Below are 24,804 nucleotides of genomic sequence, written 5' to 3'. Positions count from 1 at the left end.
CTGCGCGGGCAGGAAGGCACCATGTCCGAGATCGACCATGACACGGTCGCCTATCATTTCCATGAGCCGCTGGGCGTCGTGGGGCAGATCATCCCGTGGAATTTCTCGATCCTGATGGCCGCGTGGAAGCTGGCCCCGGCGCTGGCCGCCGGCAACTGCGTCGTGCTGAAACCGGCCGAGCAGACGCCCGCGGCGATCATGGTTATGGCCGAGCTCATCGCCGATCTGCTGCCCGCCGGGGTGCTGAACATCGTAAACGGCTATGGCGCCGAAGTGGGTGCGGCCCTCGCCCGCAGCCCACGGATTGCCAAGATCGCTTTCACCGGCTCGACCGAGACCGGGCGCAAGATCATGCAGGCCGCGACCGAGAACCTGATCCCCGTCACGCTGGAACTGGGGGGCAAGTCGCCCAACATCTTCTTCTCGGACGTGATGGCGCAGGACGATGCTTTCCTCGACAAGGCGGTGGAGGGGTTCGTGCTCTTCGCTTTTAACCAGGGCGAGGTCTGCACCTGCCCCAGCCGCGCGCTGATCCAGGAGGATATCTACGAGGAGTTCATCGCCCGCTGCATCGAGCGTGTGAAGGCGATCAAGCAGGGCGATCCGCGTGACCCCGAAACCATGGTTGGCGCGCAGGCGAGCCAAGAGCAGCAGGAGAAAATCCTCTCCTACCTGACGATCGGTGTGCAAGAGGGCGCCGAGGTGCTGACGGGGGGCGGTGTGGCGCGCTTCAATGGCGATCTTGCGGGCGGATTCTACATCCAGCCCACGATCCTGAAAGGCCACAACAAGATGCGCGTCTTCCAGGAGGAAATCTTCGGCCCCGTCGTGTCGGTCACGACCTTCAAGGACGAGGCCGAGGCATTGGCCATTGCCAATGACACGATGTACGGCCTCGGGGCCGGTGTCTGGACGCGCGACGGTACCCGCGCCTATCGCTTCGGCCGCGCGATCGAGGCAGGCCGTGTCTGGGTCAACAACTATCACGCCTACCCAGCGCATGCGGCCTTCGGCGGCTACAAGCAGTCGGGCATCGGGCGCGAAACCCACAAGATGATGCTCGATCACTACCAGCAGACCAAGAATATGCTGGTCAGCTACAACCCCAACAAGCTCGGCTTTTTCTGAAGGTAAAAGCGTGATGAGTGCGGGCCGTCGGGGAAACCCGGCGGCCTTTTGGCATCTCTGCGATGGCGTTTGCGGGCAGTCGGCCTGCGCTATATGGATGAGGGGATGAAACAGGAGAACGCGACATGAAACGGACGATGATCGGGCTGCTCGCCTGTATGGCGCTGGCGGCGTGCGAGACGGTGCAGGGCGCCGGGCGCGACTTGCAGAATGCCGGGCGCGCGGTGGAACAAGCGGTGGAGTGACGGGGGCCGGCGCACCCGCTCGGGTCACACTTCGGGTTGCGATGGCCCGGGAACGAGGCCGCCCGCGCGCGTGAAGGTGGGTTGGCAACCACCCGGCGATGGTCCGGGCTTGGCGGGGCGGCATCGGCGACGGGTCGCGATGCCGCCCGTGATCCGGAATGGTCAGATCAGTTGATTCCGAGCATGTCCTTGGCCTCGGCAAGCGTGGCGACCGAGGCTGCATGGTCGCCCGCCTCGTGCTGTTCCTCGCCGAGGGCACGCAATTCCTTGACCTTGGTCATCTCGGCGTCGGAGAGGCTGGCCTCTTCCATGGCCGCGTCGATCTTGGACATATCCATCGGGCACTGCCCGGCGATGGCCGGCGCGGCGAGGGTGAGGGAAGCGATAAGGGCGAGATATTTCATCATTTGGTCCTCCTGTTGTGACGTTCAGAAAGAAATAGTGTCGCTTTGGCAGATGTCGAGGTTGGGCCCTGGCGTCGCGGGGCGACGGGTGGGTGAGAGTGCCCGATCTTGCAAACCGCGCCGGAATCCGTACCGATCTCGCTATTGCGAGCGGGTCTCCGGGGTCATTCCGCCGCGTCGCGCAGGCTCGACATCAATAGGTGGAACTTCTCGCCCTGAATGGCGACATGGCCGCGCAGCGCCTCTGCAGCACGCTCTGCCTCGCCCGCGCGCAGGGCGGCGACGATTGCCTCATGCTCGGCCATGGACTGCTGCATCCGCCCGCGCAATCGCAACTGCAACCGGCGAAACGGCTTCAGCCGCCGGTGCAGGCGTAGCGCCTCCTGCTCCAGAAACCCGTTGCCCGCCTGATGATAGATCACGTGGTGGAACTGCTCGTTCTCGCGGTAATAGCCATCCGTATCGCCCGCCTCCACCGCGGCCGTGCAGCGGGCGTTGGCGGCGTCCAGATCCTGCAAGGCGGTCTCGGAAATACGCTGCGCCGCCAGCCGACCGCAGACCCCCTCGATCTCGGCCATGGTCTCGAACATCTCCATCAGCTCGACCGGGCCGGGCTGACGGATGAACACCCCCCGGCGCGGTATCTGCTCGGCCAAGCCCGAGGCCACAAGCCGCTGCAACGCCTCGCGGATGGGCGTGCGCGACACGTCGAATTGCCGCGCCAGCCGGATCTCGTCCAGCCGGTCGCCATCATTGAAGCCGCCGGTGAAGACAAGCTCCTCCAGCGCATCCGCAATGATATCGGCCCGGCGTTGTGACATGAAAAAAGTCTAGGCGGCAAAGACTTTGTGCGCAAGATGGAATTTCTTGTATACAAAAATCTTGACTTTGAATTCAAACCACCAAAGACTGCACGCATGCTCGCGGGTCACACGGCCCCAAGGCAGTAATGGGAGGAAAACATGAAACACACATTCACCGCGGCCACGGCCGCAAGCGTGCTGCTTCTGGGGGGAATGGCAGACGCCACCGAACTGCGCCTGTCGCACCAGTGGTCCAACAGCGACGTGCGTCACAAGGTGGCGCAAATGGTTGCCGACGAGGTTGCCGCCGCCGATGTCGATCTGGAGATCAGGATTTTCGGTTCCAAATCGCTGTTCAAGCCGCGCGAGCAATACACCCCGCTCAGCCGTGGCCAGCTCGACATGACGGTTCTGCCGCTTAGCTATGCGGGCGGTCAGCAACCCGCCTACAACCTCACCCTGATGCCGGGCCTCGTGAAGAACCACGATCACGCCGCGCGCCTGTCCGACAGCCCCTTCATGGAGGCGATCGAGGCGAAAATGGCCGAGGATGACGTGATGGTTCTGGTGCATGGCTATCTTGCGGGCGGGTTCGCCGGCAAGGACAAGTGCATCACCAAGCCAGATGACATCCAGGGCCTTCAGACCCGGGCGGCGGGCAAGGCGTTCGAGCAGATGCTGGCGGGTGCGGGTGCATCCATCGCGTCGATGGCAAGCTCGGAAATCTACAACGCCATGCAGACCGGCGTTCTGGATGCGGCCAACACCTCGTCCTCGTCCTTCGTCTCTTACCGGATCTACGAGCAGGTGAGCTGCTATACCCCCGCAGGCGACGTGGCACTTTGGTTCATGTATCAGCCGCTCCTGATGAACAAGACCGCCTTCGACGGTCTGACTGAAGACCAGCAGGCCGCGCTCATGGCCGGGGCTGAAAAGGCCGAAGCCTATTACCTCGAAGAGGCCAAGAAGCAGGACGCCAACTCGGTCGAGGTATTCGAGAAGGCCGGTGTCGAAATCGCCCACATGACCCAGGAAGAATTCGACGCCTGGCGCGCGATCGCGCAGGAAACCTCTTACAAGGCGTTTGTCGAACAGGTGCCCGACGGGCAGGACCTGCTCGACATGGCGCTCGCCGTCGAGTGACGTGATACCCATGCCGCGCCCCACGATCGGGCGCGGCATCCCTGGACTGAAAACCCGACGACCATCAGGAGTGCCAAATGTCTGGCCAGACCTCGGGCGCCGTCGCGCGCACCGGTAACAATCCATTCCTGCGTGCCGTTGCCGCGATCTCGACTCTCGCTGGCTGGATCTCGGCCGGCATGATCGTCTCGGCGGTGCTGATCACTTGCCAGATGATCTGGATTCGTTTCGTGATGAACGGCTCGACGATCTGGCAGACCGAGGCGGTGATCTACCTCATGATCGCGGCCACGCTTCTGGGTTTGCCCTACGTCCAGCGATTGCGCGGGCATGTGAACGTGGACCTGATCCCGCTCGCCCTGCCGCGCCGCATGCGCAAGGGGCTGGGGGTTCTGACGCTGTCGCTCTCCATCCTCGTTGTGGGAAGCATGCTCTGGTACGGCTATGACTTCTGGCATTTCGCCTGGGCGCGCGGATGGACCTCCGACACGGTCTGGGCGGTGCGGCTGTGGATTCCCTATCTCGCCATTCCGGTGGGCTTTGGCCTGTTCCTGTTGCAACTGGTGGCCGATCTCGTGGCCCTCATCCTCGATATCGACACCGCTTTCGGACTGGAGGATGCCTGATGGATCCGCTTCTGCTTGGCCTCATCGTCGCCATCGCGACCATCGTCGTGCTGTTTTCCGGTGTTTCGGTCGCGGTCGGTCTGTTGATCGTCGCGGGCGGGTTCCTGATCATTTTTGACGGGATGCGCTCGTTGGAGCTCATGCCCGAGATATTCTTTGGCAAGCTCGACAATTTCGCGCTTCTGTCGATCCCGATGTTCATCATCATGGGCGCCTCCATCGCCTCGACGCGGGCGGGCGCCGACCTTTACGAGGCGCTGGAGCGCTGGCTGACCCGTGTGCCCGGGGGCCTCGTGATCTCCAACCTCGGGGCCTGCGCGCTCTTCTCGGCGATGTCCGGCTCCTCGCCCGCCACCTGTGCCGCCATCGGCAAGATGGGCATCCCCGAGATGCGCAAGCGCGGCTACCCCGATTCCGTCGCCGCAGGCTCCATCGCGGCGGGCGGCACGCTCGGTATTCTCATCCCGCCCTCGGTCACCATGATCGTCTACGGCATCGCCACGGAGACCTCGATTGGCCGGCTCTTTCTGGCGGGGGTCATTCCCGGCTTTCTGCTTGTGGTGCTCTTCATGGCCTGGTCGCTCTACCAGACATGGCGCTCGGGCGATGTGAACCTGTTGCGCGTGACCCCCTATACCTGGGCGCAGAAGTTCGAGATCCTGCCCCGCGTCCTGCCCTTTCTCGCGATCATCCTTGGCGTGCTCTACGCAATGTATGGCGGCATCGCTACGCCGTCCGAGACCGCCGCTGTCGGTGCGCTTCTGTGCCTGGTGATCGCGATGGTGATCTACAAGCTGTGGGATCCCCGCGCGCTCTGGGTGGTGCTGCGCGACAGCACCCGCGAAAGCGTGATGATCCTGTTCATCATCGCGGCGGCGGGGGTGTTTTCCTACATGCTCTCGTCGCTCTTCATCACCCAGTCCATCGCCGAATGGATCGGCACGCTTGACGTCAATCGCTGGGTGCTGATGGGCGCGATCAACGTCTTTCTGCTGATCGCGGGCTTCTTCCTGCCGCCTGTGGCGGTGATCCTGATGGCGGCACCCATTCTGCTGCCGATCATCACCATCGCCGGGTTTGATCCGATCTGGTTCGCGGTGGTGCTGACCATCAACATGGAAATCGGCCTCATTTCGCCGCCCGTCGGTCTCAACCTCTACGTGATCAACGGCATCGCCCCCGATATCAAGCTCAAGACGATCCTCTACGGCTCGCTGCCTTATGTCGGTTGCATGATCCTTGCGATCATCCTCTTGTGCCTGTTTCCGGGACTGGCCACATGGTTGCCGAATGCAGTGATGGGGATGGGCTGATGAGCGTTCTTGCTGAGCTCTTGTCGACGGTGTTCGAGCGCCGCTATCGCGGTGCGTCCGAGCCTGACCGGCAAAATCGAAGCATCGAGGCGCTGTGTCGTGATCTGTTGGGCAGTTCCGGCGAGGTGTCGGGGATGGCGCTTGCCCGGCTGATCCTGGACCGTTACGCGGGCCTCGAGGATGAGGGGAAGCTGGCGTTCTTCGAGTTTCTGACGCAGGATATGGGCGTCGATCCAGAGGCGGTGCGCGGCACGCTCGATGCGTTCGAGGCCGCGCCGGACCGCAAGACCTATCGCGCATTCATGAGTGCCGCCGAGCCGCCGCGCCAGGAGTTGGCCCGCCGTCTCAACCAGGTGCCAGGGGCCACGGCGCGGCTTGTGGCGATGCGGGCGGACCTCTTGCGCCTCGCGGACGACAATCCGGCGCTTTCGGTGGTCGATCTCGATCTCAAGCACCTCTTCGCCTCGTGGTTCAATCGCGGCTTTCTGGTCTTGCGCCCGATCAACTGGACCAGTTCGGCGGATGTGCTGGAAAAGATCATCGCCTATGAGGCGGTGCATGCGATAGACAGCTGGGACGACCTGCGCCGCCGTCTGGCGCCCAAGGACCGGCGCTGTTTCGGCTTTTTCCACCCCGCGATGCCCGACGAGCCGCTGATCTTCGTCGAGGTTGCGCTCAGCCGCGGCATTCCCGGTGCAATCCATGACGTGCTGTCGGAGGAACGCGAGGCCATCGCGCCCGACGCGGCGGACACGGCCGTGTTCTACTCGATCTCCAACTGCCAGTCGGGGCTCGCGGGTATTTCGTTTGGCAATTCGCTGATCAAGCAGGTGGTGGCCGATCTGTCGCAGGAACTGCCCAATCTGAAGACCTTCGTCACCCTCTCGCCGATTCCGGGCCTCGCCCGCTGGATGGACGAGACCGGCACCGCGATGCCAGAGACGAACGATGCCCGCCGCCAGATCGCCGCGCATTACCTGCTGAACGCCAAGCGTGACAAGGGCGGGCCCTACGATCCGGTGGCGCGGTTTCATCTGGGCAACGGGGCCTCTGTCCACGCGATCCACGCGGGCGCGGACCGCTCGCCCAACGGGCAGCGGCAATCGGGCGGCGTGATGGTGAATTACCTCTACGACCTGCGCCAGATTTCGCAGAATCACGAACGATTTGCAGCGTCGGGCGAGATCGCGGCCTCGCCCGATGTCACGGCGCTCGCCGCAGCCTCCGCCAAGACGACGGAGTGAAGGACAAGACCATGGCTAATCCCCTCTACGAGACGCTCTTCGGTTGCCATGCGGGCCGCACGGCCCCGTTCCTGCATCTCGCGGATGGCGGCACGCTCAGCTATGACGCCTTCTTGCGGCTGGCCGCCCGCTATGCCCATGCCTTTCGCGCGGCGGGGCTCGAACCCGGCGACCGGCTCGCGGCTCAGATCGAGAAATCGCCCGAGGCGCTCGCCGTCTATGCCGCCTGCGTGCAGGCAGGCATCGTGTTCCTGCCGCTCAATACCGGCTATACCGGGGACGAACTTGAGTATTTCGTGACCGACAGCAGCGCGAAACTGCTGTTGTGCGACGGGGCCAGGGCCGATGCGCTGCGCCCCATGGCCGAGGCGGCGGGTGCGGTGCTCATGACGCTCGATGCGGGTGGCAGCGGCACGTTGTCCGATGCCGCCCGGGATATGCCAGAGACCTTCGACACCATCCCGCGCGATGGCGATGATCTTGCGGCGTTTCTTTACACCTCTGGCACGACGGGGCGGTCGAAGGGGGCGATGCTGACGCAGACCAATCTTTTGTCCAATGCAGAGGTTCTGGTCGCGTACTGGCAGTTCAGCGCCGATGATGTGCTGCTGCACGCTCTGCCGATCTTTCACACCCACGGCCTGTTCGTCGCCACCAACATCGTGCTTCTGGCCGGTGGCGCGATGATCTTTCTGCCGAAATTCGATCTCGACCAGGTGATCGCGCACCTGCCGCGCGCCACCACGATGATGGGGGTGCCGACCTTCTACACCCGGCTGCTGGACGATCCGCGTTTTACCCGCGACCTGGTGGCACATATGCGGCTGTTCACCTCCGGTTCGGCCCCGCTGCTGGCGGAAACGCATGTGGCGTTCGAGGCGCGCACCGGGCACCGCATCCTCGAACGCTACGGCATGACCGAGACCAACATGAACACCTCCAACCCCTATGACGGTGAGAGGCGCGCGGGCACGGTGGGGTTCCCGCTGCCGGGGGTGGAGCTCAGGATCACCGATCCCGAGAGTGGCGAGACCTTGCCGCAGGGCGAAATCGGTCTCATCGAGGTGCGCGGACCCAACGTGTTCAAGGGCTATTGGAACATGCCCGAGAAAACGGCGGAGGAACTGCGCGAGAACGGGTTCTTTATCACCGGCGATCTGGGGCTGATCGACGATCGCGGGTATGTCCAGATCCTGGGGCGGAACAAGGACCTGATCATCTCGGGCGGTTACAACATCTATCCCAAGGAGATCGAGTTGCTGCTCGACGATCAACCCGGCGTTCTGGAAAGTGCGGTGGTGGGCGTGCCGCATCCCGATTTCGGCGAAACGGTGGTCGGGTTTCTCGTGCCGCAAACGGGCATGACGCCCGATCTCGACGCGATAGGCGCGGCGGCGGCACGGTCGCTGGCGCGCTTCAAGCACCCGCGCAAGCTTATCATACTCGACGCGCTGCCGCGCAACACGATGGGCAAGGTGCAGAAGAACGTCCTGCGAGCCGAATATGGCGGGCTGTTCGCGGGGCCCTGACAGGGTTGGGCAGGCCGGGGAACCTTGTCGCGACCATGCCGATCCGCAGCCGCGCGTATCAAGCCCGCGTTGAACGAAGCTTTGCGCAGGTGGCTGTGACAAATCCGATCATTCGCGTTTACCCATCCATCTTCAGCGCCGAGATGAACGCCTCCTGCGGGATTTCCACGCGGCCGAATTGGCGCATTTTTTTCTTGCCGGCCTTCTGCTTCTCCAGGAGCTTCTTCTTGCGTGTCGCATCCCCGCCGTAGCATTTTGCCGTGACGTCCTTGCGCAGCGCCGAGAGCGTCTCGCGGGCGATGACCTTGCCGCCGATGGCCGCCTGGATCGGAATCTTGAACATGTGGCGGGGGATCAGGTCCTTCAGTTTCTCGCACATCGCGCGGCCGCGCATCTCCGCCCGGTCGCGGTGGACCATCATCGACAGCGCGTCCACCGGCTCGTCATTGACCAGAACCTGCATCTTTACCAGCTTGTCCTCGCGGTAGCCTTCGAGCTGATAGTCGAACGAGGCATAGCCCTTGGTCACCGATTTGAGCCGGTCGTAGAAGTCGAACACCACCTCGTTCAATGGCAGGTCATAGACCACCATTGCGCGGCTGCCCGCGTAGGTGAGGTCGAGTTGCAGGCCGCGACGGTCCTGGCAGAGCTTGAGCACGTCGCCGAGATATTCGTCGGGCACGAGGATCGTGGCCTTGATGCGCGGCTCCTCGACCCGGTCGACGAGCGAAGGGTCGGGCATGTCGGCGGGGTTGTGCAGGTCCACCCGCTCGCCGTCCTTCATGTAGAGGTGATAGACCACCGACGGCGCGGTGGTGATCAGCTCGATATCGTATTCGCGCTCGATCCGGTCGCGGATCACCTCGAGGTGCAGGAGCCCGAGAAACCCGCAGCGAAAGCCGAAGCCCAAGGCAGCGGAGCTTTCCATTTCGTAGCTGAAGGAGGCGTCGTTCAGCGCCAGTTTCTCGATGGCGTCGCGCAGGTCTTCGAACTGCGCGGAATCCACCGGGAAGAGGCCGCAGAACACGACCGGCACCGAGGGTTTGAAGCCTGGTAGCGCCTTGGTGCAGGGGCGTTTTTCATGGGTGATCGTGTCACCGACGCGGGTGTCGCGCACCTGCTTGATCGAGGCGGTTATGAAGCCGATCTCGCCCGGTCCCAATGCATCCACCACCGTCATCGCCGGGCGGAACACGCCGATACGCTCGACATTGTAGGTGGCGCCGGTCTGCATCATGCGGATGCGGTCGCCCTTCTTCATCACGCCGTCCATGATCCGCACGAGCACGACGACGCCGAGATAGAGGTCGTACTTGCTGTCCACCAGCATGGCCTTGAGCGGTGCGTCGGCGTCGCCCGTGGGCGGTGGCAGGTGGGCGATGATCGCCTCGAGCGTCTCGCGGATGCCCTCGCCGGTCTTGGCCGAGACGGGGATCGCGCCGGAAGCGTCGATGCCGATCACTTCCTCGATCTGCTGCGCGGTGCGTTCGAGATCGGAGGCCGGCAGGTCGATCTTGTTGAGCACCGGCACAAGCTCGTGATTGGCGTCGATGGCCTGGTAGACATTGGCCAGCGTTTGCGCCTCGACCCCTTGCGTGCTGTCCACCACCAAGAGCGAGCCCTCGACCGCGCGCATGCTTCGCGACACCTCGTAGGAGAAATCCACGTGGCCGGGCGTGTCGATGAGGTTGAGCACGTATTGCTGGCCGTCATCGGCGGTGTAGTCGATGCGGACGGTGTTGGCCTTGATGGTGATGCCGCGCTCGCGCTCGATATCCATCGAGTCGAGCAACTGCTCCTTCATGTCCCGCTCGGCGACGGTATCCGTCATCTGGATCAGCCGGTCGGCAAGGGTGGATTTGCCGTGGTCGATATGCGCCACGATGGAGAAATTGCGGATTTGCGAGAGCGGTGTCATGGCTGTGGCATATGGCGGGGAAGTGGTGCCCGGTCAAGGCGGATCGTGCTAGGATGGCGGTGCTGGAAAGGGAGGCCAACATGTCTGGGATCAAGGCGGTCGGGGTGCGTGTCGGGGGCCGGGTGCAGGGGGTGAGCTTTCGCGCCTGGGCGCAGGTGGAGGCGCAGGGGCGCGGCCTGTCGGGCTGGGTGCGTAACGAGGACGACGGGGCCGTGCGCGCGCATCTGGAGGGCCCGGCGCGCGACGTGGACGCGATGCTCGCCGCGCTGCACAAGGGACCGCCGGCGGCGGTGGTGCGCGAGGTAACGGTGCAGGAGGCGGTGCCGGAGGGGGGCACGCATTTTGACATAAGGCGGTAGTGGGAAAGGGCGCGCGCGGGGGCGTTATGGCCTGTTCCTGCCATTCGCATCCTGCCCCCGCGCGGAATAAAGGCGCGTTTACGCGCCGCCGCGCGAGCGCCCGCCCACCCGGGGGTCGGGCGCTTTTGCAGCACAGCACGAGCCGAACTGCGCCCACCCGGCGGTCGGGCGCTCGCGCGGCTCCTCAACCGGTGCGCTGAATGGTAGCTCAAGGCCAGAAACGCCCGCCTCCGCCCCTCAGCCCCGCGTGCCGGAGAACCGCGCCTGCCAGTCCTCGCGCGCCTCGTCGGATATCTTGGCAAAGAGCACCTCGGGCACCTCGAATCCGTGGCCGGGTGCGAGCGTGTCGAGCGCGGCGGGGACGTCGTCGGGCCAGCTTGTATCGTCGGTTTTCATCGCGGCCAGCATTGCCTGCGCCGCGTCGGGGATGAAGGGCGCGGACAGCACGGCATAGAGCCGCACGAGGTTGAGTGCCAGCCGGATCTGCACCGCCGCGCGCCCGGGGTCTTCCTTGAAGGTGGCCCACGGCGCGGCGTCTTGCAGGTACTCGTTGCCCTCGACCCAAATCGCGCGCAGCGCGCTGGCCGCCTTGCGGATCTCGATCGCCTCCATATGCGCCTCGTAGTCCCCGATCCGTGCCGAGAGCCGGTCGATGAGCGCCTCTTCCTGTGCGCCATACTCGCCGCCCTCGGGCACCTGCTCGCCGAATTTCGAGCGGCAGAACTTGGTCACGCGGCTCACGAAATTACCCAGCACGTCGGCGAGGTCCTTGTTCACCGAGGCCTGGAAATTCTCCCAGGTGAATTCGCTGTCGGAATTCTCGGGCGCGTGGCTCAGCAGCCACCAGCGCCAGTAATCGGCGGGCAGGATGTCGAGTGCGTCGTCCATGAACACGCCGCGCCCCTGGCTGGTGGAGAACTGACCGCCGTCATAGTTGAGGTAATTGAACGACTTGACGTAATCGACGAGCTTCCACGGCTCGGACCCGTCATGGTTTGCGCCCATCAGTGTCGCCGGAAAGGAAAGCGTGTGAAATGGCACGTTGTCCTTGCCCATGAACTGGGTGTAGCGCACATCGGCGGCCCCCTTGTCGGTGCGCCACCAGCGCTCCCACGCTTTGGCCTCCAACCCCTGTGCCTCGGCCCATTCTGCGGCGCAGGCGATATACTCGATGGGCGCGTCGAACCACACGTAGAAGACCTTGCCCTCCATGCCCGACCACGGCGCGCCCTCGAACTGCACCGGGATGCCCCAGTCGAGATCGCGGGTGATGCCGCGATCCTGCAAGCCATCGCCATCGTTGAGCCATTTGCGCGCGATCGAGGTGGTCAGTACCGGCCAGTCGACCTTGGTGTCGATCCAGTCGCTGAGCGCGCGGCGCATCACCGACTGGCGCAGGTAGAGGTGGCGCGTCTCGCGCACCTCGAGATCGGTCGCGCCGGAGATGGCCGAGCGCGGGTCGATCAGGTCGGTCGGATCGAGCTGTTTCGTGCAGTTTTCGCATTGATCGCCGCGGGCCTTGTCATAGCCGCAATTGGGGCAGGTGCCCTCGATGTAGCGATCCGGCAGGAAGCGGCCATCGGTTGGAGAATAGACCTGTTTCTCACGCACCTCCTCGATCAGCCCGGCCTCGTGCAGGCGGACCGCGAGATGTTGGGTCAGGCGGCAATTCTGCGGGCTGGAAGAGCGTCCGAAATGATCGAACCCGAGGCGAAACCCGTCGGAGAGCCGTTTCTGCACGGTCCACATCTCGGCGCAATACTCGTCCACCGGCTTGCCCGCCTTGGCGGCGGCAAGCTCGGCGGGGGTGCCGTGCTCGTCGGTGGCGCAGAGATAGAGCACCTCGTGGCCGCGTCCGCGCAGATAGCGCGCGTAGAGGTCGGCGGGCAATTGGCTGCCCACGAGGTTGCCGAGATGCTTGATCCCGTTGATATAGGGGATCGCCGAGGTGATGAGGTGACGTGCCATCGTGCCGGACTGCCTTTGTCGCCTGGAACTGCTTTTCCCGCGTTTAACCGCCCCGTGCCCAAAGGGCCAGAGGCCGCACCCCCGCCTGCCGCATATTTGCGCATGTGCGCGGGCGCGGTGCGCACAGGGTCGAATCCGGTTTGACGCGGTCCGTGCGCGGGTGTAGCGGCGCGGGCGAGAAAGGGCCATCAGCCGAGAGGGAATCGCCGCGATGTTCAAGGTTATCGGCTCGGTCTGGGCGCTGCTGCTGGGCATGATGCTGGTCATGATCGGCAACGGGATGCAGGCCACGCTCATGGGTGTGCGCGGCGGCATCGAGGGCTTTGGCACGCTGGAGCTGTCGATCATCACCTCGGCCTATTTCGTGGGCTTTCTCGCCGGCAGCCGTGTGACGCCCGAGATGATCCGCCGGGTGGGGCATGTGCGGGTCTTTGCCGCGCTGGGCTCGTTCCTCTCGGCGGGGCTCATCGCATTCCCCGTGCTGACCGATCCCTATAGTTGGACGGTGATCCGGGTGCTGCTGGGCTTCTGTCTCGCCGGGGTCTACGTAACCGCCGAAAGCTGGCTCAACAACGCCGCCACAAATACCACGCGCGGCAAGATCATCTCGGCCTACATGATCGCCCAGACCTCGGGTATCATCGCGGCGCAGGGGTTGATGAACCTCGGTGACGCCGGGGGCTACCTGCTGTTCGTGGTGCCCTCGATCCTCGTGTCGCTGAGCTTTGCGCCGATCCTGTTGTCGGCCTCGCCGACGCCCGCCTTCGAGACCGACAAGCCGATGACGCTGCGCCAGCTCTATGACAGCTCGCCGCTGGCGAGCGTGGGGATGCTGATCCTCGGTGGCATTTTCGCGGCACAGTTCGGCATGGCCTCGGTCTATGGCGCACAGGCGGGGCTGAGCGTGGCGCAGATCAGCGGATTTGTCGCCGCGATCTTTGCCGGGGCGGTGGCGTTTCAGATGCCCATCGGCTGGCTGTCGGACCGGATGGACCGGCGCTGGCTGATCCTCGGGGTGGCGGCGGTGGGTGCAGTGAGTACCGGGGTGGGGGCGTTCCTCGGTGTCGATTTCGAGACGCTGCTGGTGCTGGGCTTCGTCATGGGGGGCATGGCCTCGCCGCTTTATTCATTGTTCATCGCTTATACCAACGACTTCCTCGAGGTCGAGGATATGGCCGCTGCCTCGGGCGGGCTGGTTTTCGTCTACGGGATGGGGGCGATCGCCGGGCCGATGGTGACGGGGCAGCTGATGGATATCGTCGGGCCGCACGGGTTCTGGCTGTTCCTGGCGGCGCTGTTCGCGCTTATCGCCGCCCATGCCACGTGGCGGATGACCTGCCGCCCCGGGGTGCCGGTGGATGAGACGGGGGCCTATGTGGGCGTGTCGCCCACGGGCTCGCCGGTGGCGCTGGCGGCGGCGCAGGAATGGTACGTGGAAACCGCCGAGGAAAGCGCGGCGGAGGACGCGCGCGAGGGTTAGCCGGTCACTTTCGGTCGCGGCTGCGCCCGGTCAGACGCCCGATGAGAAACGAGGTGCGCGGTGCCCAGACATAGGGTGTGCGCGCCTTGGCCGGGGGCCGCGCGAGCATCCGCATGAGACCGAAAAGCACCAGCCCGGCATGCCCGACGGCTATCATGGCGAACATCGCCCCCGGGCCGAACCGCTCGATCAGCGCAGAGGCCATGAGCGGCGCCGCCATTGCCCCCACGGCAAAGAAGAACATCAGCGCCGCCGACAGCTCTACCCGCTCGGAACTGTCTGCGAAATCATGGGCATGGGCCGCGCAGACCGAGTAGATCGGGAAGGTCGTGAGGCCGAAGAAGAAGGCCGTCGCCAGCACGCCCGCGGTGCCCAGATCGTGGGTCATGGCGGTCGTGACGCTCGACACGATGGCTGCCAGTGACAGCCCGATCAGCACCCAGCGGCGGTCGTAGCGGTCGGCGAGCCATCCCACCGGGTATTGCGCGACCGCGCCGCCCAGCACGAAGACCGCGAGGAATCCGGCGATCTGGTCCACGGCGAGGCCGACCTGCTGGCCGTAGAGGGGGCCGACCATGCGGAAGGAGGCCGACGACAGGGCGGCGACCAGAACCCCCGCCGTGGCCAGCGGCGAGCGGGCCACCAGCAGCATCGGGCGCAGGCGCGGGGCGGCGGGTGTCTCGGGCTGGCGCAGGCGCGACAGGGTCAGCGGCAGGAGCGCCGCGCAACACAGTAAGGCCAAGAGATTATAGGAAAAATACGTGGCAGGGGGCAGCACCGAGATGAGCAGCTGGGCGGCCAGCGAGGCGCCCATGTCGACCACCCGGTAGACGCCCATGGTGCGGCCGCGGGTGGCGTTGGTGACCTTGGCCTGAAGCCACGCCTCGATCACCGTGTAGCACCCCGCCACGCAGAGGCCGGAGGCCACCCGCATGACGGCCCAGGCGTAGGGGTCGGTGACCATCATGTGGCCCAGCAGGCCGATGGCCCCGGCGGCGGTGAAGGCGGCGAAGGCGCGGCTGTGCCCGACCGTTCCCATCAGGCGCGGCGCCCACCAACACCCCAGAAAGAAACCGAAAAAATGCGCCGAACCCAAGAGACCGATCTGCGCGGTGGTGTAGTCGAGCGCCAACCCCGAGAGGGCATCCAGCGGCCCGACCCCGCCGGTGGAAAGCTGCAGCAGGACGACCGAGAGGAACAGGGCGGCGAAGGAGATGATCAGGCGCATGGTGCCGCCAGCATCGCAGGTGCCGCCCGGAAGGCCAGCGCGTTTTCGACATGACTGTGTCGGATTCTGGCGAAGGGCGGCGAACCGGGGTTAACGGGCGGAAATCAGGCGATTTTGGCTGTCGGCATCGCGTCGGTATCCTGTCGGTATTGCGTCGGTGGGGTTTGGGGTGTGAGGGGCAGGTTAACGGGGCGTGATCTGTCAGACAGTCGTGCTTCGTCCGAAATCTTGAAAAGATTTCGGTCCGATTTCTTTTGAAGAAATCGGGGGGGCGCCGGGGGTGAGCCAGCGGATCGGGGCGCGGTTGCAGAAGATGATGATCTGGCCGGAGTTCTCGATCACCCGATAGCCGCGCCGGTCGATCTCGCGCAGGAAGAGGTCCATGCCGGCGAAGCGCTCAATGTCGCGCGCCTTGCGCCGGATCACGGTGCCCTGTTGGACGGCCTTGGACGTGAAGAGGTCATGCAGCCAGACCTCGGGCGAGAGGGGGGAGTTGCGGTTTTGCATGACGTGAGCATGCGGGACGCTTGGTTAAGGGGAAGTTAAGGGATGAAGGGGGTGATAAGCCGCCATCCCATTCCTTGTCCTGCATTGGTGGGTTTGAAACCCACCCTATGGGGTCTTCTCGTTCGAAGCCATTGCTCATTCTTGTGGAATAAGCTTGTCTTCCGGAAATCTCTTTTCCCAAGTTTCAACCAGGAAAAGGGTAAGTGCGGAAGAAGCTGATACAGCTAATCGCGCTATTCGAGGATCAAGACGGCGAAAGCCTCGCTCTCTGCCGTGCGCCGTACCGGAATGGGTTCTCAAGGCACCTATTCCTTGAATCGCATTTGATAATCCACTCAGTATCGTTCTAACATCATTCTCAACCTCGCTGTCGGCAACATCCTTGCTCGGAGATAGGCCAAGCGGCTCCCTGACCGCCTTATAAAGAGATTTTATGTCTAATGATTTGGGAGCTGGGATCTGTCTTGCGGCCAAAATAGACCTGCAAACGCTTTCTACCATCGAGCACGACGCGGTAACGGCTGCCTCTGGGTCGCTATCTAGGTTTTCAAATGCTCGCTGAAATTCACGTTCCAAAGTATCCAGCGTCCAAGCAGCACTTACTCGGCTAAGATGTGGGAGAATGGTGTGAGCTGGTTGTGAAGAAATCTCGTCAAGAAGTTTATTAAATGGCGCATCTTCCATGGCTGCCGAAGACATGATTGCATTAACGTATTCCGGAGATGCAGGCCAAGCATCTGAAGACGCTTTGTAAGTCGCATCTTCAATTTCACAATCACGTTTTTTGTTTTTCCTAGACCAAAGCAGCTTGAGCAATTCTACGATGAGGTGAGGTGGTGAAAGGTCAATAAAAGAGAGTAATCTATTAAATTTCGATGTGCCCTTATCACTGAATGCGTCAGCGTAAATGTTGATATCAAAGTGATCCTCAAAGAACTCTGAGAAACTTTTGTTGCTAAAATCCAGCACGTAGCCAGGTGCTGGACAAAACCATTCCCTTATCTGGTCGCGCTGGTAGTGTTTTAGCTTCACCATCTTCACCTCCCCCGCCGCTTCACATTCTCCCACGCTGCCCCGACCGCAACGCCGTTGACTGACCACGCGCTTTACTCTCCCTTACCCCCGCCTCGGGTGCAATACCTCGACGATTTCAACCCGTTCCCCCCGCACCCTGTAGATCACCCGATACAGGTAGCGCGCGGTGACGTGGTAGCGCAGGCCGATGCCGTCGATACGGCGGCCCATTTCCGGGAAATCCGCAATGAGCGCCACAAGGCGCGCGATCTCGGACAGCACGGCATCGGCGGCGGCGGGGTTGAGGGGGCGGAGATAGTCGTCTTGTGCGGTCAGGCTGGCCAGCGCGCGGGCCGACCAGAGCGGATCAGCCACGCCGCGCGAAGAGGGTGGCGACGGCCTCGCTGTCGGCGGGCGTGAAAGGCTCGCCGTCGATCCGGCGCAGGTGGGCGCGTTCGTCTTCGGTGAAGTCCGGCGCACCCGCATGGGTGGCGATGAAGCCGTCCACGATCTCGGCCAGCGTGGCGCGTGAGGGCGCATCAAGGCTGGCGTCGGCGCGTTCCATCAGGGTTTGAAGGCGGGTATCCATACGCAGAATATAGGCCGCGCGGATATGCGCCGCTAGCCCTTTTTCCGCCGCTTCACATTCCCCCCGTGCTGCCCCGGTCGTCCCGCCGTTGAGCGCCCGCGCGAGCCGACGGCGGCCTCGCTTGCCTTCTCCACCGCCTGCTGCCGCGCCAGGGGATCGTCCGCCACGGCCAGATCCACCGCTTCCAGCCGCTTGACCTCGTCGCGCAGGCGCGCCGCCTCTTCGAATTCCAGGTTCTCGGCGGCCTTGCGCATGTCGGTGCGCAGCCCCTCCAGCACCGCCTGCAGGTTCGCGCCCGCCAGCGGCTTGTCGACCTTCGCGGTCACGCGGTTCATGTCCACGTCACCCTTGTAGAGCCCTTGCAGCACGTCCTCGACATTCTTGCGGATCGTGGCGGGGGTGATGCCGTGTTCCTCGTTATAGGCGAGCTGCTTGGCGCGGCGGCGGTCGGTCTCGTCGATGGCGCGCTGCATCGAGCCGGTGATGCGGTCGGCATACATGATCACCCGGCCGTCGGCGTTGCGCGCCGCGCGCCCGATGGTCTGGATGAGCGAGGTTTCCGAGCGCAGGAAGCCCTCCTTGTCGGCATCGAGAATGGCGACGAGCCCGCATTCGGGGATATCGAGCCCCTCGCGCAAGAGGTTGATCCCCACCAGCACGTCGAAGGCGCCAAGGCGCAGGTCGCGCAGGATCTCGATCCGCTCTATCGTGTCGATGTCGGAATGCATGTAGCGCACGCGGATGCCCTGTTCGTGCAGGTATTCGGTCAGGTCCTCGGCCATGCGCTTGGTCAGCGTGGTGCAGAGCGTGCGATAGCCTGCCTCGGCTACGCGGCGCACCTCGTCGAGCAGATCGTCGACCTGTGTCTCGACGGGGCGGATTTCGATCTGTGGGTCGATAAGGCCGGTAGGGCGGATCACCTGTTCGGTGAAGACGCCGCCGGTCTGCTCCATCTCCCATGCCGCCGGGGTGGCCGAGACGAAGACCGATTGCGGGCGCATCGCGTTCCACTCCTCGAACTTCAGCGGTCGGTTGTCCATGCAGGAGGGCAGGCGGAAGCCGTGCTCGGCGAGGGTGAACTTGCGCCGGTAGTCGCCCTTGTACATGCCGCCGATCTGCGGGACCGAGACGTGGCTCTCGTCGGCGAAAACGATGGCGTTGTCGGGGATGAACTCGAAGAGGGTGGGGGGCGGCTCGCCCGGCGCGCGGCCGGTGAGGTAGCGCGAGTAGTTCTCGATCCCGTTGCAGACGCCGGTGGCCTCCAGCATTTCGAGGTCGAATTGCGTGCGTTGCTCCAGCCGCTGCGCCTCCAGCAGCTTGCCCTCGCCGACGAGCTGATCCAGCCGCTGGCGCAGCTCCTTCTTTATCCCGATGATGGCCTGCTGCATCGTCGGCTTTGGCGTCACGTAATGCGAATTGGCGTAGACGCGGATCTTGTCGAAGCTGTCGGTTTTTTCCCCGGTCAGCGGGTCGAATTCGGTGATGCTCTCCAGTTCCTCGCCGAAGAACGAGAGCCGCCATGCGCGATCCTCGAGGTGGGCGGGGAAGATTTCCAGGCTGTCGCCGCGCACCCGGAAGGAGCCGCGCTGGAACGCCTGGTCGTTGCGCTTGTATTGCTGGGCGACGAGGTCGGCCATGATCTGGCGCTGGTTATACTCGCGGCCCACGATCAGATCCTGGGTCATCGCGCCATAGGTCTCGACGCTACCGATGCCGTAGATGCACGAGACCGAGGCCACGATGATGACGTCGTCGCGTTCGAGCAAAGCGCGGGTGGCCGAGTGGCGCATCCGGTCGATCTGTTCGTTGATCTGGGATTCCTTCTCGATGAAGGTGTCCGAGCGCGGCACGTAGGCCTCGGGTTGGTAGTAGTCGTAGAAGCTGACGAAATATTCCACCGCGTTCTCGGGAAAGAAGCCCCTGAACTCGCCATAGAGCTGGGCGGCCAGCGTCTTGTTGGGGGCGAGGATGATGGCGGGGCGCTGTGTCTCTTCGATGACCTTGCCCATGGTGAAGGTCTTGCCTGTGCCGGTGGCCCCGAGCAGGACCTGGTCGCGCTCGCCGTCACGCACGCCCTCGCTCAGTTCCGCAATGGCCGTGGGCTGGTCGCCCGCCGGCTCGTACTCGGTGTGCATGACGAAGCGCTTGCCGCCCTCGAGCTTGTCGCGCTCCCGCACTTCGGGCGCGGGGTTGGCAAGCACGGGGGGCGTCTTGTCGGAATGGGCGTAGGGCATCGGGTCTCCGTGGCGGGTTGGCTCACAATTGTGCGCTTTGGCCGCGGGATCAAGGGAGCTGGGCAAGGTCGGACCGCTGGGTACGTGGCGGCGGGCGATCGAACTCCGAAATAGTAAAGTTATTTACAACTCATTTGCCGCAGACGTCCATATTTTCACATGATTTTCCTGGATAATTTCCCCAACGTTAATTTTTTACCGATTTTGTTGTAACTCCGTCCCGGGAGACGTTTCCGTGCGTGACCACGACGCACGAACACACAAGGGATGGAGGACAACCCGTTATGGACAAGAGTGTAGTTGCCGTTGGGGAAAGCGGATTTCACATCGATGCCGAAAACTATGCGCGCATGTATGCCGAATCGATTCGCGACCCGGAGGGGTTCTGGGGCGAGCACGGCAAGCGGCTCGACTGGATCAAGCCCTACACGAAGGTGAAGAACACATCGTTCGCCTATGACGACGTCTCGATCAAGTGGTTCGAGGACGGCACGCTCAACGTGGCGGCAAACTGCATCGACCGGCATCTGGCGACGCGCGGCGATCAGACCGCCATCATCTGGGAGCCCGACGAGCCCACCGACGAGGCGCTGCACATCACTTACGCCGAGTTGCACGCGCAGGTCTGCAAGATGGCCAACGTGTTGAAGAACCTCGGAATCGGGCGCGGCGACCGCGTCGTGATCTACCTGCCGATGATCCCCGAGGCGGCCTATGCGATGCTGGCCTGTGCCCGCATCGGGGCCATTCACTCCATCGTTTTCGCGGGGTTTTCGCCTGATGCGCTGGGCGCGCGGATCAATGGCTGCGACGCCAAGCTGGTGATCACCGCCGATCACGCGCCGCGCGGTGGCCGCAAGACCAAGCTCAAGGACAACGTCAACCAGGCGCTTTTGCATGACACCGACGATGTGAAATGCCTCGTGGTCAAGCGCACCGGCGATCAGGTGGCGTGGCGCTCGGGCCTCGATTTCTGGTGGCATGAAGAGGCCGGGAAGGTCAGCACCGATTGCCCGCCCGAGGAAATGAATGCCGAGGATCCGCTCTTTATCCTCTATACCTCTGGCTCAACCGGCATGCCGAAGGGCGTGGTGCACACCACGGGGGGCTATCTCACCTACGCGTCGATGACGCATGAATACATTTTCGACTACCATCCCGGGGACATCTACTGGTGCACCGCCGATGTGGGCTGGGTGACGGGCCACAGCTATATCGTCTATGGCCCGCTGGCCAACGGGGCCACCACGCTGATGTTCGAGGGCGTGCCGACCTATCCGGATGCGGGCCGTTTCTGGCAGGTCTGTGAGCGTCACAAAGTCACGCAGTTCTACACCGCCCCCACCGCCATCCGCGCCCTGATGGGCAAGGGGACCGCGCCGGTCGAGGGCAGCGATCTGTCGAGCCTGCGCATCCTCGGCTCGGTGGGCGAGCCGATCAACCCCGAGGCCTGGAACTGGTATAACGAGAATGTCGGCAAGGGCCGCTGCCCCATCGTGGACACGTGGTGGCAGACCGAGACCGGCGGCATCCTCATCACGCCGCTGCCCGGCGTCGTGACCGATCCCAAGCCCGGCTCGGCCACCAAGCCGTTCTTTGGCGTGGCCCCCGTCGTGCTCGACGATCAGGGCAACGAGCTGGAGGGGGCGACCGAGGGCGTTCTGGCGCTCAAGGATAGCTGGCCCGGGCAGATGCGCACCGTCTGGGGCGATCACAAGCGGTTCGTCTCGACCTATTTCGAGATGTTCAAGGGCTACTATTTCTCTGGCGACGGCTGCCGCCGGGACGCGGACGGCGATTACTGGATCACCGGTCGTGTCGATGACGTGATCAACGTCTCGGGGCACCGCATGGGCACCGCCGAGGTGGAAAGCGCGCTGGTTGCGCATGCGACCGTCAGCGAGGCCGCCGTGGTCGGCTATCCGCACGACATCAAGGGGCAGGGCATCTATTGCTACGTCACCCTGATGGACGGGGTCGAGCCCACGGACGAGCTGCGCACGCAGCTTGCCAACTGGGTGCGTCAGGAAATTGGCCCCATTGCCAAGCCGGACGTGATTCAATGGGCACCGGGCCTGCCGAAAACCCGTTCGGGCAAGATCATGCGCCGCATCCTGCGCAAGATCGCCGAGAACGACTTTGACAGCCTCGGCGACACCTCGACGCTGGCCGATCCGTCGGTGGTCGATGATCTCATCGCCAACCGCGCCGGCGCGTGAGGGGGCTGTGACGATGGACGGAATCGACACCCCCCGCACCCAAGCCAACCTTGTCCTGCTGGGGCCGCCGGGTGCGGGCAAGGGCACGCAGGCGCGCATGCTCGAGGAGAAATTCGGGCTGGTGCAGCTCTCTACCGGCGATCTTTTGCGCGCCGCCGTCAAGGCGGGCACCGAGGCGGGGCTTCAGGCCAAGGCGGTGATGGAGGCGGGCGATCTGGTCTCGGACGAGATCGTCATCGCGATCCTGCGTGACCGGCTGGCCGAGCCCGACTGCGCGAATGGCGTCATTCTCGACGGCTTTCCGCGCACCACGGTACAGGCCGAGGCGCTGGATGGGCTGATGGAGGACATGGGCGCAGACATCCGCGTCGCGATCAGCCTTGAGGTGGACGATGCCGCGATGGTGACGCGCATTTCCGGGCGTTTCACCTGCGCGGGCTGCGGCGAGGGGTATCACGACACGTTCAAGACCCCCGCCGTGGACGGCACCTGCGACAAGTGCGGCGGCACCGAGATGACCCGCCGCGCCGATGACAATGCCGAGACGGTGGAGAGCCGGCTGCGCGCGTACCACGCGCAGACCGCCCCGCTCATCGACTATTACGACGGCAAGGGCGTGCTCGCCCGCGTCGATGCCATGCGCGATATCGACGCCGTGGCCCAAGCACTGACCGCGGTGGTCCGAGAGGCCGTCGCGTAAGGGAACGCCCGCGCCAGGATGGTCCCGGCCCGGGCAGGAGGAAACCTTTGACAAAGGGAGGACACGCTTTGTCCGACAAGGAAGCTGCAAAGGCATATTGGAAGACCAATGTGCGCATCATTCTCTGGAGCCTGGTGATCTGGGCCCTGGTCTCGTTCGGGTTCGGCATCCTGTTGCGCCCCATGTTGTCGGGGATCGCCGTGGGCGGCACCGACCTTGGGTTCTGGTTCGCGCAGCAAGGCTCGATCCTGGTCTTTCTGGCGCTGATCTTCTTCTACGCCTGGCGGATGAACAAGCTCGATGCCGAACACGGCGTCGGTGAAGAATAAGGGAGCCGGGGACAATGGATCAGTTTACACTCAACCTGCTGTTCGTGGGCGCGAGTTTCGCGCTCTATATCGGCATCGCGATCTGGGCACGCGCCGGATCGACCTCTGAATTCTATGCGGCTGGCCGGGGGGTTCACCCCGTCACCAACGGCATGGCCACCGCTGCTGACTGGATGTCGGCCGCCTCGTTCATCTCGATGGCGGGCCTCATTGCCTTTACCGGCTATGACAACTCGACCTTCCTGATGGGCTGGACGGGCGGATACGTGCTGCTGGCGCTGCTGCTGGCCCCCTACCTGCGCAAGTTCGGCAAGTTCACGGTGTCCGAGTTCATCGGCGACCGGTTCTATAGCCCGACCGCGCGCATGGTGGCGGTGATCTGCCTGATCGTGGCGTCGCTCACTTACGTGATCGGCCAGATGACCGGTGTTGGCGTGGCCTTTGGCCGGTTCCTCGAGATCAGCAACACCGCCGGTCTGCTGATCGGTGCCTGTGTGGTCTTTGCCTACGCGGTGTTCGGCGGCATGAAGGGCGTGACCTATACGCAGGTGGCGCAATATGTCGTGCTGATCATGGCCTATACCATTCCGGCGATCTTTATCTCGCTGCAACTGACGGGCAACCCGATCCCGGCGCTGGGTCTCTTCGGTGATCATGTCGCCTCCGGCGAGCCACTTCTGGCCAAGCTGGACCAGATCGTGCGCGAACTGGGCTTTAACGAGTATACCGCCCATCATGGCGATACGTTCAACATGGTGCTCTTTACCCTGTCGCTGATGATCGGCACCGCCGGTCTGCCGCACGTCATCATGCGCTTTTTCACCGTTCCCCGCGTGGCAGATGCCCGCTGGTCGGCGGGCTGGGCGCTGGTCTTCATCGCGCTGCTCTACCTCACGGCCCCGGCTGTGGGTGCGATGGCACGGCTCAACATCACCGAGCTGATGTGGCCCAATGGCACCGATGCGCAGGCGGTTTCCGTCGAGCAGATCGACACCGATCCCAAGTATGACTGGATGGCCACGTGGCAGAAGACCGGCCTGCTGGGCTGGGAAGACAAGAACGGTGACGGGCGTATCCAGTACTACAACGACAAGAACGCCGAGATGCAGGAAAAGGCTGCCGCGAATGGGTGGGAAGGCAACGAGCTGACCAACTTCAACCGTGACATCCTCGTGCTGGCCAACCCCGAGATCGCCAACCTGCCGGGCTGGGTGATCGGTCTGGTCGCGGCCGGTGGTCTTGCCGCTGCGCTGTCGACGGCTGCCGGTCTGTTGCTGGCCATCTCTTCGGCGGTCAGCCACGACCTGATCAAGGGACGGTTCAGCCCGAACATTTCGGAGAAGGGTGAGCTTCTGTCGGCCCGTATCGCGATGGCGGCGGCAATCGTGGTGGCCACCTACCTGGGCCTCAACCCGCCGGGGTTTGCTGCGCAAACCGTGGCGCTGGCCTTTGGTCTGGCGGCGGCGTCGATCTTCCCGGCGCTGATGATGGGCATCTTTACCAAGGTGAACAACAAGGGCGCTGTGGCCGGCATGATCGCGGGTCTCGCGGTGACGCTGATCTACATCTTCCTGCACAAGGGATGGTTCTTCATCCCCGATACCAACAGCTTCACCGACGCCGATCCGCTGCTTGGTACGATCAAGTCGACCTCCTTCGGGGCGGTGGGTGCGATGATCAACTTCGCGGTGGCCTTTACCGTGTCGAAGATGACGGCCCCGATCCCGCAAGAGATCGAGGATCTTGTCGAAAGCGTGCGCGTACCCAGGGGTGCGGCAGCGGCTGTCGATCACTGAGCGAACATGGCAGGGGCGGCGCTGGCCG

General features: G+C 63.8%; 23 protein-coding genes. 13 read left to right on the top strand and 10 right to left on the bottom strand.

The window, feature by feature from the left end:
* Together adh and CRJ03_RS04455 are read left to right on the top strand one after the other, a co-directional pair.
* A partial coding sequence (adh, locus tag CRJ03_RS04460) for an aldehyde dehydrogenase (protein WP_104017721.1) occupies positions 1–1,128 on the top strand: 1,128 nt, incomplete at its 5' end.
* A 125-nt stretch (positions 1,129–1,253) separates the two neighbouring features.
* Positions 1,254–1,373 (top strand): entericidin A/B family lipoprotein, encoded by a 120-nt coding sequence (locus tag CRJ03_RS04455; RefSeq protein WP_104017707.1) that lies wholly within the window; start codon positions 1,254–1,256, stop codon positions 1,371–1,373.
* 167 nt (positions 1,374–1,540) lie between these two features.
* On the opposite strand, the gene CRJ03_RS04450 is transcribed toward CRJ03_RS04455, so the two are convergent.
* Together CRJ03_RS04450 and CRJ03_RS04445 are read right to left on the bottom strand one after the other, a co-directional pair.
* The gene (locus CRJ03_RS04450; protein ID WP_104017720.1) at positions 1,541–1,777 is read right to left on the bottom strand and encodes a PA2433 domain-containing protein; all 237 of its coding nucleotides are present in this window, start codon (positions 1,775–1,777) and stop codon (positions 1,541–1,543) included.
* A gap of 164 nt (positions 1,778–1,941) precedes the next feature.
* Complete coding sequence (locus CRJ03_RS04445; RefSeq protein WP_104017706.1) at positions 1,942–2,598, bottom strand: GntR family transcriptional regulator; 657 nt, start codon at positions 2,596–2,598, stop codon at positions 1,942–1,944.
* Positions 2,599–2,739: 141 nt separating this feature from the next.
* Between CRJ03_RS04445 and dctP the strand changes: the two genes are divergently transcribed.
* From dctP to CRJ03_RS04420, 5 genes are all read left to right on the top strand, one after another.
* Positions 2,740–3,723 carry a TRAP transporter substrate-binding protein DctP gene (gene dctP / locus CRJ03_RS04440; protein WP_104017705.1) on the top strand — a complete coding sequence of 328 codons (984 nt, stop codon included), beginning with the start codon at positions 2,740–2,742 and terminating at the stop codon, positions 3,721–3,723.
* A 77-nt stretch (positions 3,724–3,800) separates the two neighbouring features.
* Entirely contained in the window at positions 3,801–4,349 is a 549-nt protein-coding gene (locus tag CRJ03_RS04435) for a TRAP transporter small permease (protein ID WP_104017704.1), read from the top strand.
* Positions 4,349–5,662, top strand: a complete 1,314-nt coding sequence (locus CRJ03_RS04430; protein WP_104017703.1) for a TRAP transporter large permease — start codon at positions 4,349–4,351, stop codon at positions 5,660–5,662. Before CRJ03_RS04435 ends, CRJ03_RS04430 begins: the two co-directional genes overlap by 1 nt.
* Positions 5,662–6,906 (top strand): malonyl-CoA decarboxylase, encoded by a 1,245-nt coding sequence (locus tag CRJ03_RS04425; RefSeq protein WP_104017702.1) that lies wholly within the window; start codon positions 5,662–5,664, stop codon positions 6,904–6,906. The genes CRJ03_RS04430 and CRJ03_RS04425 overlap by 1 nt, the downstream gene beginning before the upstream one ends.
* 11 nt (positions 6,907–6,917) lie before the next feature.
* On the top strand, positions 6,918–8,435 hold the full coding sequence (locus tag CRJ03_RS04420; RefSeq protein WP_104017701.1) for a malonate--CoA ligase: 1,518 nt from the start codon (positions 6,918–6,920) through the stop codon (positions 8,433–8,435).
* Positions 8,436–8,553: 118 nt separating this feature from the next.
* Here CRJ03_RS04420 and lepA read toward each other — a convergent pair whose 3' ends face one another.
* A complete protein-coding gene (lepA, locus tag CRJ03_RS04415; RefSeq protein WP_104017700.1) occupies positions 8,554–10,353 on the bottom strand; it encodes a translation elongation factor 4 in 1,800 nt (599 codons plus the stop codon).
* 80 nt (positions 10,354–10,433) lie between these two features.
* Here lepA and CRJ03_RS04410 point away from each other — a divergent pair, with 80 nt between their 5' ends.
* On the top strand, positions 10,434–10,712 hold the full coding sequence (locus tag CRJ03_RS04410) for an acylphosphatase (protein ID WP_104017719.1): 279 nt from the start codon (positions 10,434–10,436) through the stop codon (positions 10,710–10,712).
* A 237-nt stretch (positions 10,713–10,949) separates the two neighbouring features.
* On the opposite strand, the gene metG is transcribed toward CRJ03_RS04410, so the two are convergent.
* Positions 10,950–12,680 (bottom strand): methionine--tRNA ligase, encoded by a 1,731-nt coding sequence (metG, locus tag CRJ03_RS04405; RefSeq protein WP_104017699.1) that lies wholly within the window; start codon positions 12,678–12,680, stop codon positions 10,950–10,952.
* Positions 12,681–12,891: 211 nt separating this feature from the next.
* Here metG and CRJ03_RS04400 point away from each other — a divergent pair, with 211 nt between their 5' ends.
* Positions 12,892–14,160 (top strand): MFS transporter, encoded by a 1,269-nt coding sequence (locus tag CRJ03_RS04400; RefSeq protein ID WP_104017698.1) that lies wholly within the window; start codon positions 12,892–12,894, stop codon positions 14,158–14,160.
* A gap of 4 nt (positions 14,161–14,164) precedes the next feature.
* Here CRJ03_RS04400 and CRJ03_RS04395 read toward each other — a convergent pair whose 3' ends face one another.
* From CRJ03_RS04395 to uvrB, 6 genes are all read right to left on the bottom strand, one after another.
* Complete coding sequence (locus tag CRJ03_RS04395; RefSeq protein ID WP_104017697.1) at positions 14,165–15,388, bottom strand: MFS transporter; 1,224 nt, start codon at positions 15,386–15,388, stop codon at positions 14,165–14,167.
* Between the two features lie 201 nt (positions 15,389–15,589).
* Positions 15,590–15,895, bottom strand: coding sequence for an aspartate aminotransferase (locus CRJ03_RS04390; protein WP_104017696.1), 306 nt, complete (start codon positions 15,893–15,895; stop codon positions 15,590–15,592).
* A 135-nt stretch (positions 15,896–16,030) separates the two neighbouring features.
* Positions 16,031–16,930: an abortive infection family protein gene (locus CRJ03_RS04385; protein ID WP_104017695.1), complete on the bottom strand. Its 900-nt coding sequence runs from the start codon at positions 16,928–16,930 to the stop codon at positions 16,031–16,033.
* An 81-nt stretch (positions 16,931–17,011) separates the two neighbouring features.
* Positions 17,012–17,284, bottom strand: a complete 273-nt coding sequence (locus CRJ03_RS19815) for a type II toxin-antitoxin system RelE/ParE family toxin (protein ID WP_165375232.1) — start codon at positions 17,282–17,284, stop codon at positions 17,012–17,014.
* A complete protein-coding gene (locus CRJ03_RS19810; RefSeq protein WP_165375231.1) occupies positions 17,277–17,474 on the bottom strand; it encodes a hypothetical protein in 198 nt (65 codons plus the stop codon). The genes CRJ03_RS19815 and CRJ03_RS19810 overlap by 8 nt, the downstream gene beginning before the upstream one ends.
* Before the next feature lie 56 nt (positions 17,475–17,530).
* Positions 17,531–19,732 carry an excinuclease ABC subunit UvrB gene (uvrB, locus tag CRJ03_RS04375; protein WP_104017693.1) on the bottom strand — a complete coding sequence of 734 codons (2,202 nt, stop codon included), beginning with the start codon at positions 19,730–19,732 and terminating at the stop codon, positions 17,531–17,533.
* Between the two features lie 284 nt (positions 19,733–20,016).
* Between uvrB and acs the strand changes: the two genes are divergently transcribed.
* From acs to CRJ03_RS04355, 4 genes are all read left to right on the top strand, one after another.
* Positions 20,017–21,951 carry an acetate--CoA ligase gene (acs, locus tag CRJ03_RS04370; RefSeq protein ID WP_104017692.1) on the top strand — a complete coding sequence of 645 codons (1,935 nt, stop codon included), beginning with the start codon at positions 20,017–20,019 and terminating at the stop codon, positions 21,949–21,951.
* Between the two features lie 13 nt (positions 21,952–21,964).
* Positions 21,965–22,651, top strand: a complete 687-nt coding sequence (locus CRJ03_RS04365; protein WP_104017691.1) for an adenylate kinase — start codon at positions 21,965–21,967, stop codon at positions 22,649–22,651.
* Between the two features lie 68 nt (positions 22,652–22,719).
* Entirely contained in the window at positions 22,720–22,980 is a 261-nt protein-coding gene (locus CRJ03_RS04360) for a DUF4212 domain-containing protein (protein WP_050662583.1), read from the top strand.
* 14 nt (positions 22,981–22,994) lie between these two features.
* Positions 22,995–24,776 carry a sodium:solute symporter family protein gene (locus CRJ03_RS04355; RefSeq protein WP_104017690.1) on the top strand — a complete coding sequence of 594 codons (1,782 nt, stop codon included), beginning with the start codon at positions 22,995–22,997 and terminating at the stop codon, positions 24,774–24,776.
* Positions 24,777–24,804: the final 28 nt, after the last annotated feature.

The organism is Roseovarius nitratireducens (assembly GCF_002925845.1).
GTDB lineage: Bacteria > Pseudomonadota > Alphaproteobacteria > Rhodobacterales > Rhodobacteraceae > Roseovarius > Roseovarius nitratireducens.
Note: the sequence above shows the minus strand (reverse complement) of the source record. Positions and strands in the feature narration are given on the sequence as shown.

What these genes read in the sequence shown, in the direction of transcription:
- CRJ03_RS04455 (WP_104017707.1), top strand. Translation starts at nt 1,254, where the DNA reads ATGAAACGGACGATGATCGGGCTGCTCGCCTGTATGGCGCTGGCGGCG.
- CRJ03_RS04450 (WP_104017720.1), bottom strand. Translation starts at nt 1,777, where the DNA reads ATGAAATATCTCGCCCTTATCGCTTCCCTCACCCTCGCCGCGCCGGCC.
- CRJ03_RS04445 (WP_104017706.1), bottom strand. Translation starts at nt 2,598, where the DNA reads ATGTCACAACGCCGGGCCGATATCATTGCGGATGCGCTGGAGGAGCTT.
- dctP (WP_104017705.1), top strand. Translation starts at nt 2,740, where the DNA reads ATGAAACACACATTCACCGCGGCCACGGCCGCAAGCGTGCTGCTTCTG.
- CRJ03_RS04435 (WP_104017704.1), top strand. Translation starts at nt 3,801, where the DNA reads ATGTCTGGCCAGACCTCGGGCGCCGTCGCGCGCACCGGTAACAATCCA.
- CRJ03_RS04430 (WP_104017703.1), top strand. Translation starts at nt 4,349, where the DNA reads ATGGATCCGCTTCTGCTTGGCCTCATCGTCGCCATCGCGACCATCGTC.
- CRJ03_RS04425 (WP_104017702.1), top strand. Translation starts at nt 5,662, where the DNA reads ATGAGCGTTCTTGCTGAGCTCTTGTCGACGGTGTTCGAGCGCCGCTAT.
- CRJ03_RS04420 (WP_104017701.1), top strand. Translation starts at nt 6,918, where the DNA reads ATGGCTAATCCCCTCTACGAGACGCTCTTCGGTTGCCATGCGGGCCGC.
- lepA (WP_104017700.1), bottom strand. Translation starts at nt 10,353, where the DNA reads ATGACACCGCTCTCGCAAATCCGCAATTTCTCCATCGTGGCGCATATC.
- CRJ03_RS04410 (WP_104017719.1), top strand. Translation starts at nt 10,434, where the DNA reads ATGTCTGGGATCAAGGCGGTCGGGGTGCGTGTCGGGGGCCGGGTGCAG.
- metG (WP_104017699.1), bottom strand. Translation starts at nt 12,680, where the DNA reads ATGGCACGTCACCTCATCACCTCGGCGATCCCCTATATCAACGGGATC.
- CRJ03_RS04400 (WP_104017698.1), top strand. Translation starts at nt 12,892, where the DNA reads ATGTTCAAGGTTATCGGCTCGGTCTGGGCGCTGCTGCTGGGCATGATG.
- CRJ03_RS04395 (WP_104017697.1), bottom strand. Translation starts at nt 15,388, where the DNA reads ATGCGCCTGATCATCTCCTTCGCCGCCCTGTTCCTCTCGGTCGTCCTG.
- CRJ03_RS04390 (WP_104017696.1), bottom strand. Translation starts at nt 15,895, where the DNA reads ATGCAAAACCGCAACTCCCCCCTCTCGCCCGAGGTCTGGCTGCATGAC.
- CRJ03_RS04385 (WP_104017695.1), bottom strand. Translation starts at nt 16,930, where the DNA reads ATGGTGAAGCTAAAACACTACCAGCGCGACCAGATAAGGGAATGGTTT.
- CRJ03_RS19810 (WP_165375231.1), bottom strand. Translation starts at nt 17,474, where the DNA reads ATGGAACGCGCCGACGCCAGCCTTGATGCGCCCTCACGCGCCACGCTG.
- uvrB (WP_104017693.1), bottom strand. Translation starts at nt 19,732, where the DNA reads ATGCCCTACGCCCATTCCGACAAGACGCCCCCCGTGCTTGCCAACCCC.
- acs (WP_104017692.1), top strand. Translation starts at nt 20,017, where the DNA reads ATGGACAAGAGTGTAGTTGCCGTTGGGGAAAGCGGATTTCACATCGAT.
- CRJ03_RS04365 (WP_104017691.1), top strand. Translation starts at nt 21,965, where the DNA reads ATGGACGGAATCGACACCCCCCGCACCCAAGCCAACCTTGTCCTGCTG.
- CRJ03_RS04355 (WP_104017690.1), top strand. Translation starts at nt 22,995, where the DNA reads ATGGATCAGTTTACACTCAACCTGCTGTTCGTGGGCGCGAGTTTCGCG.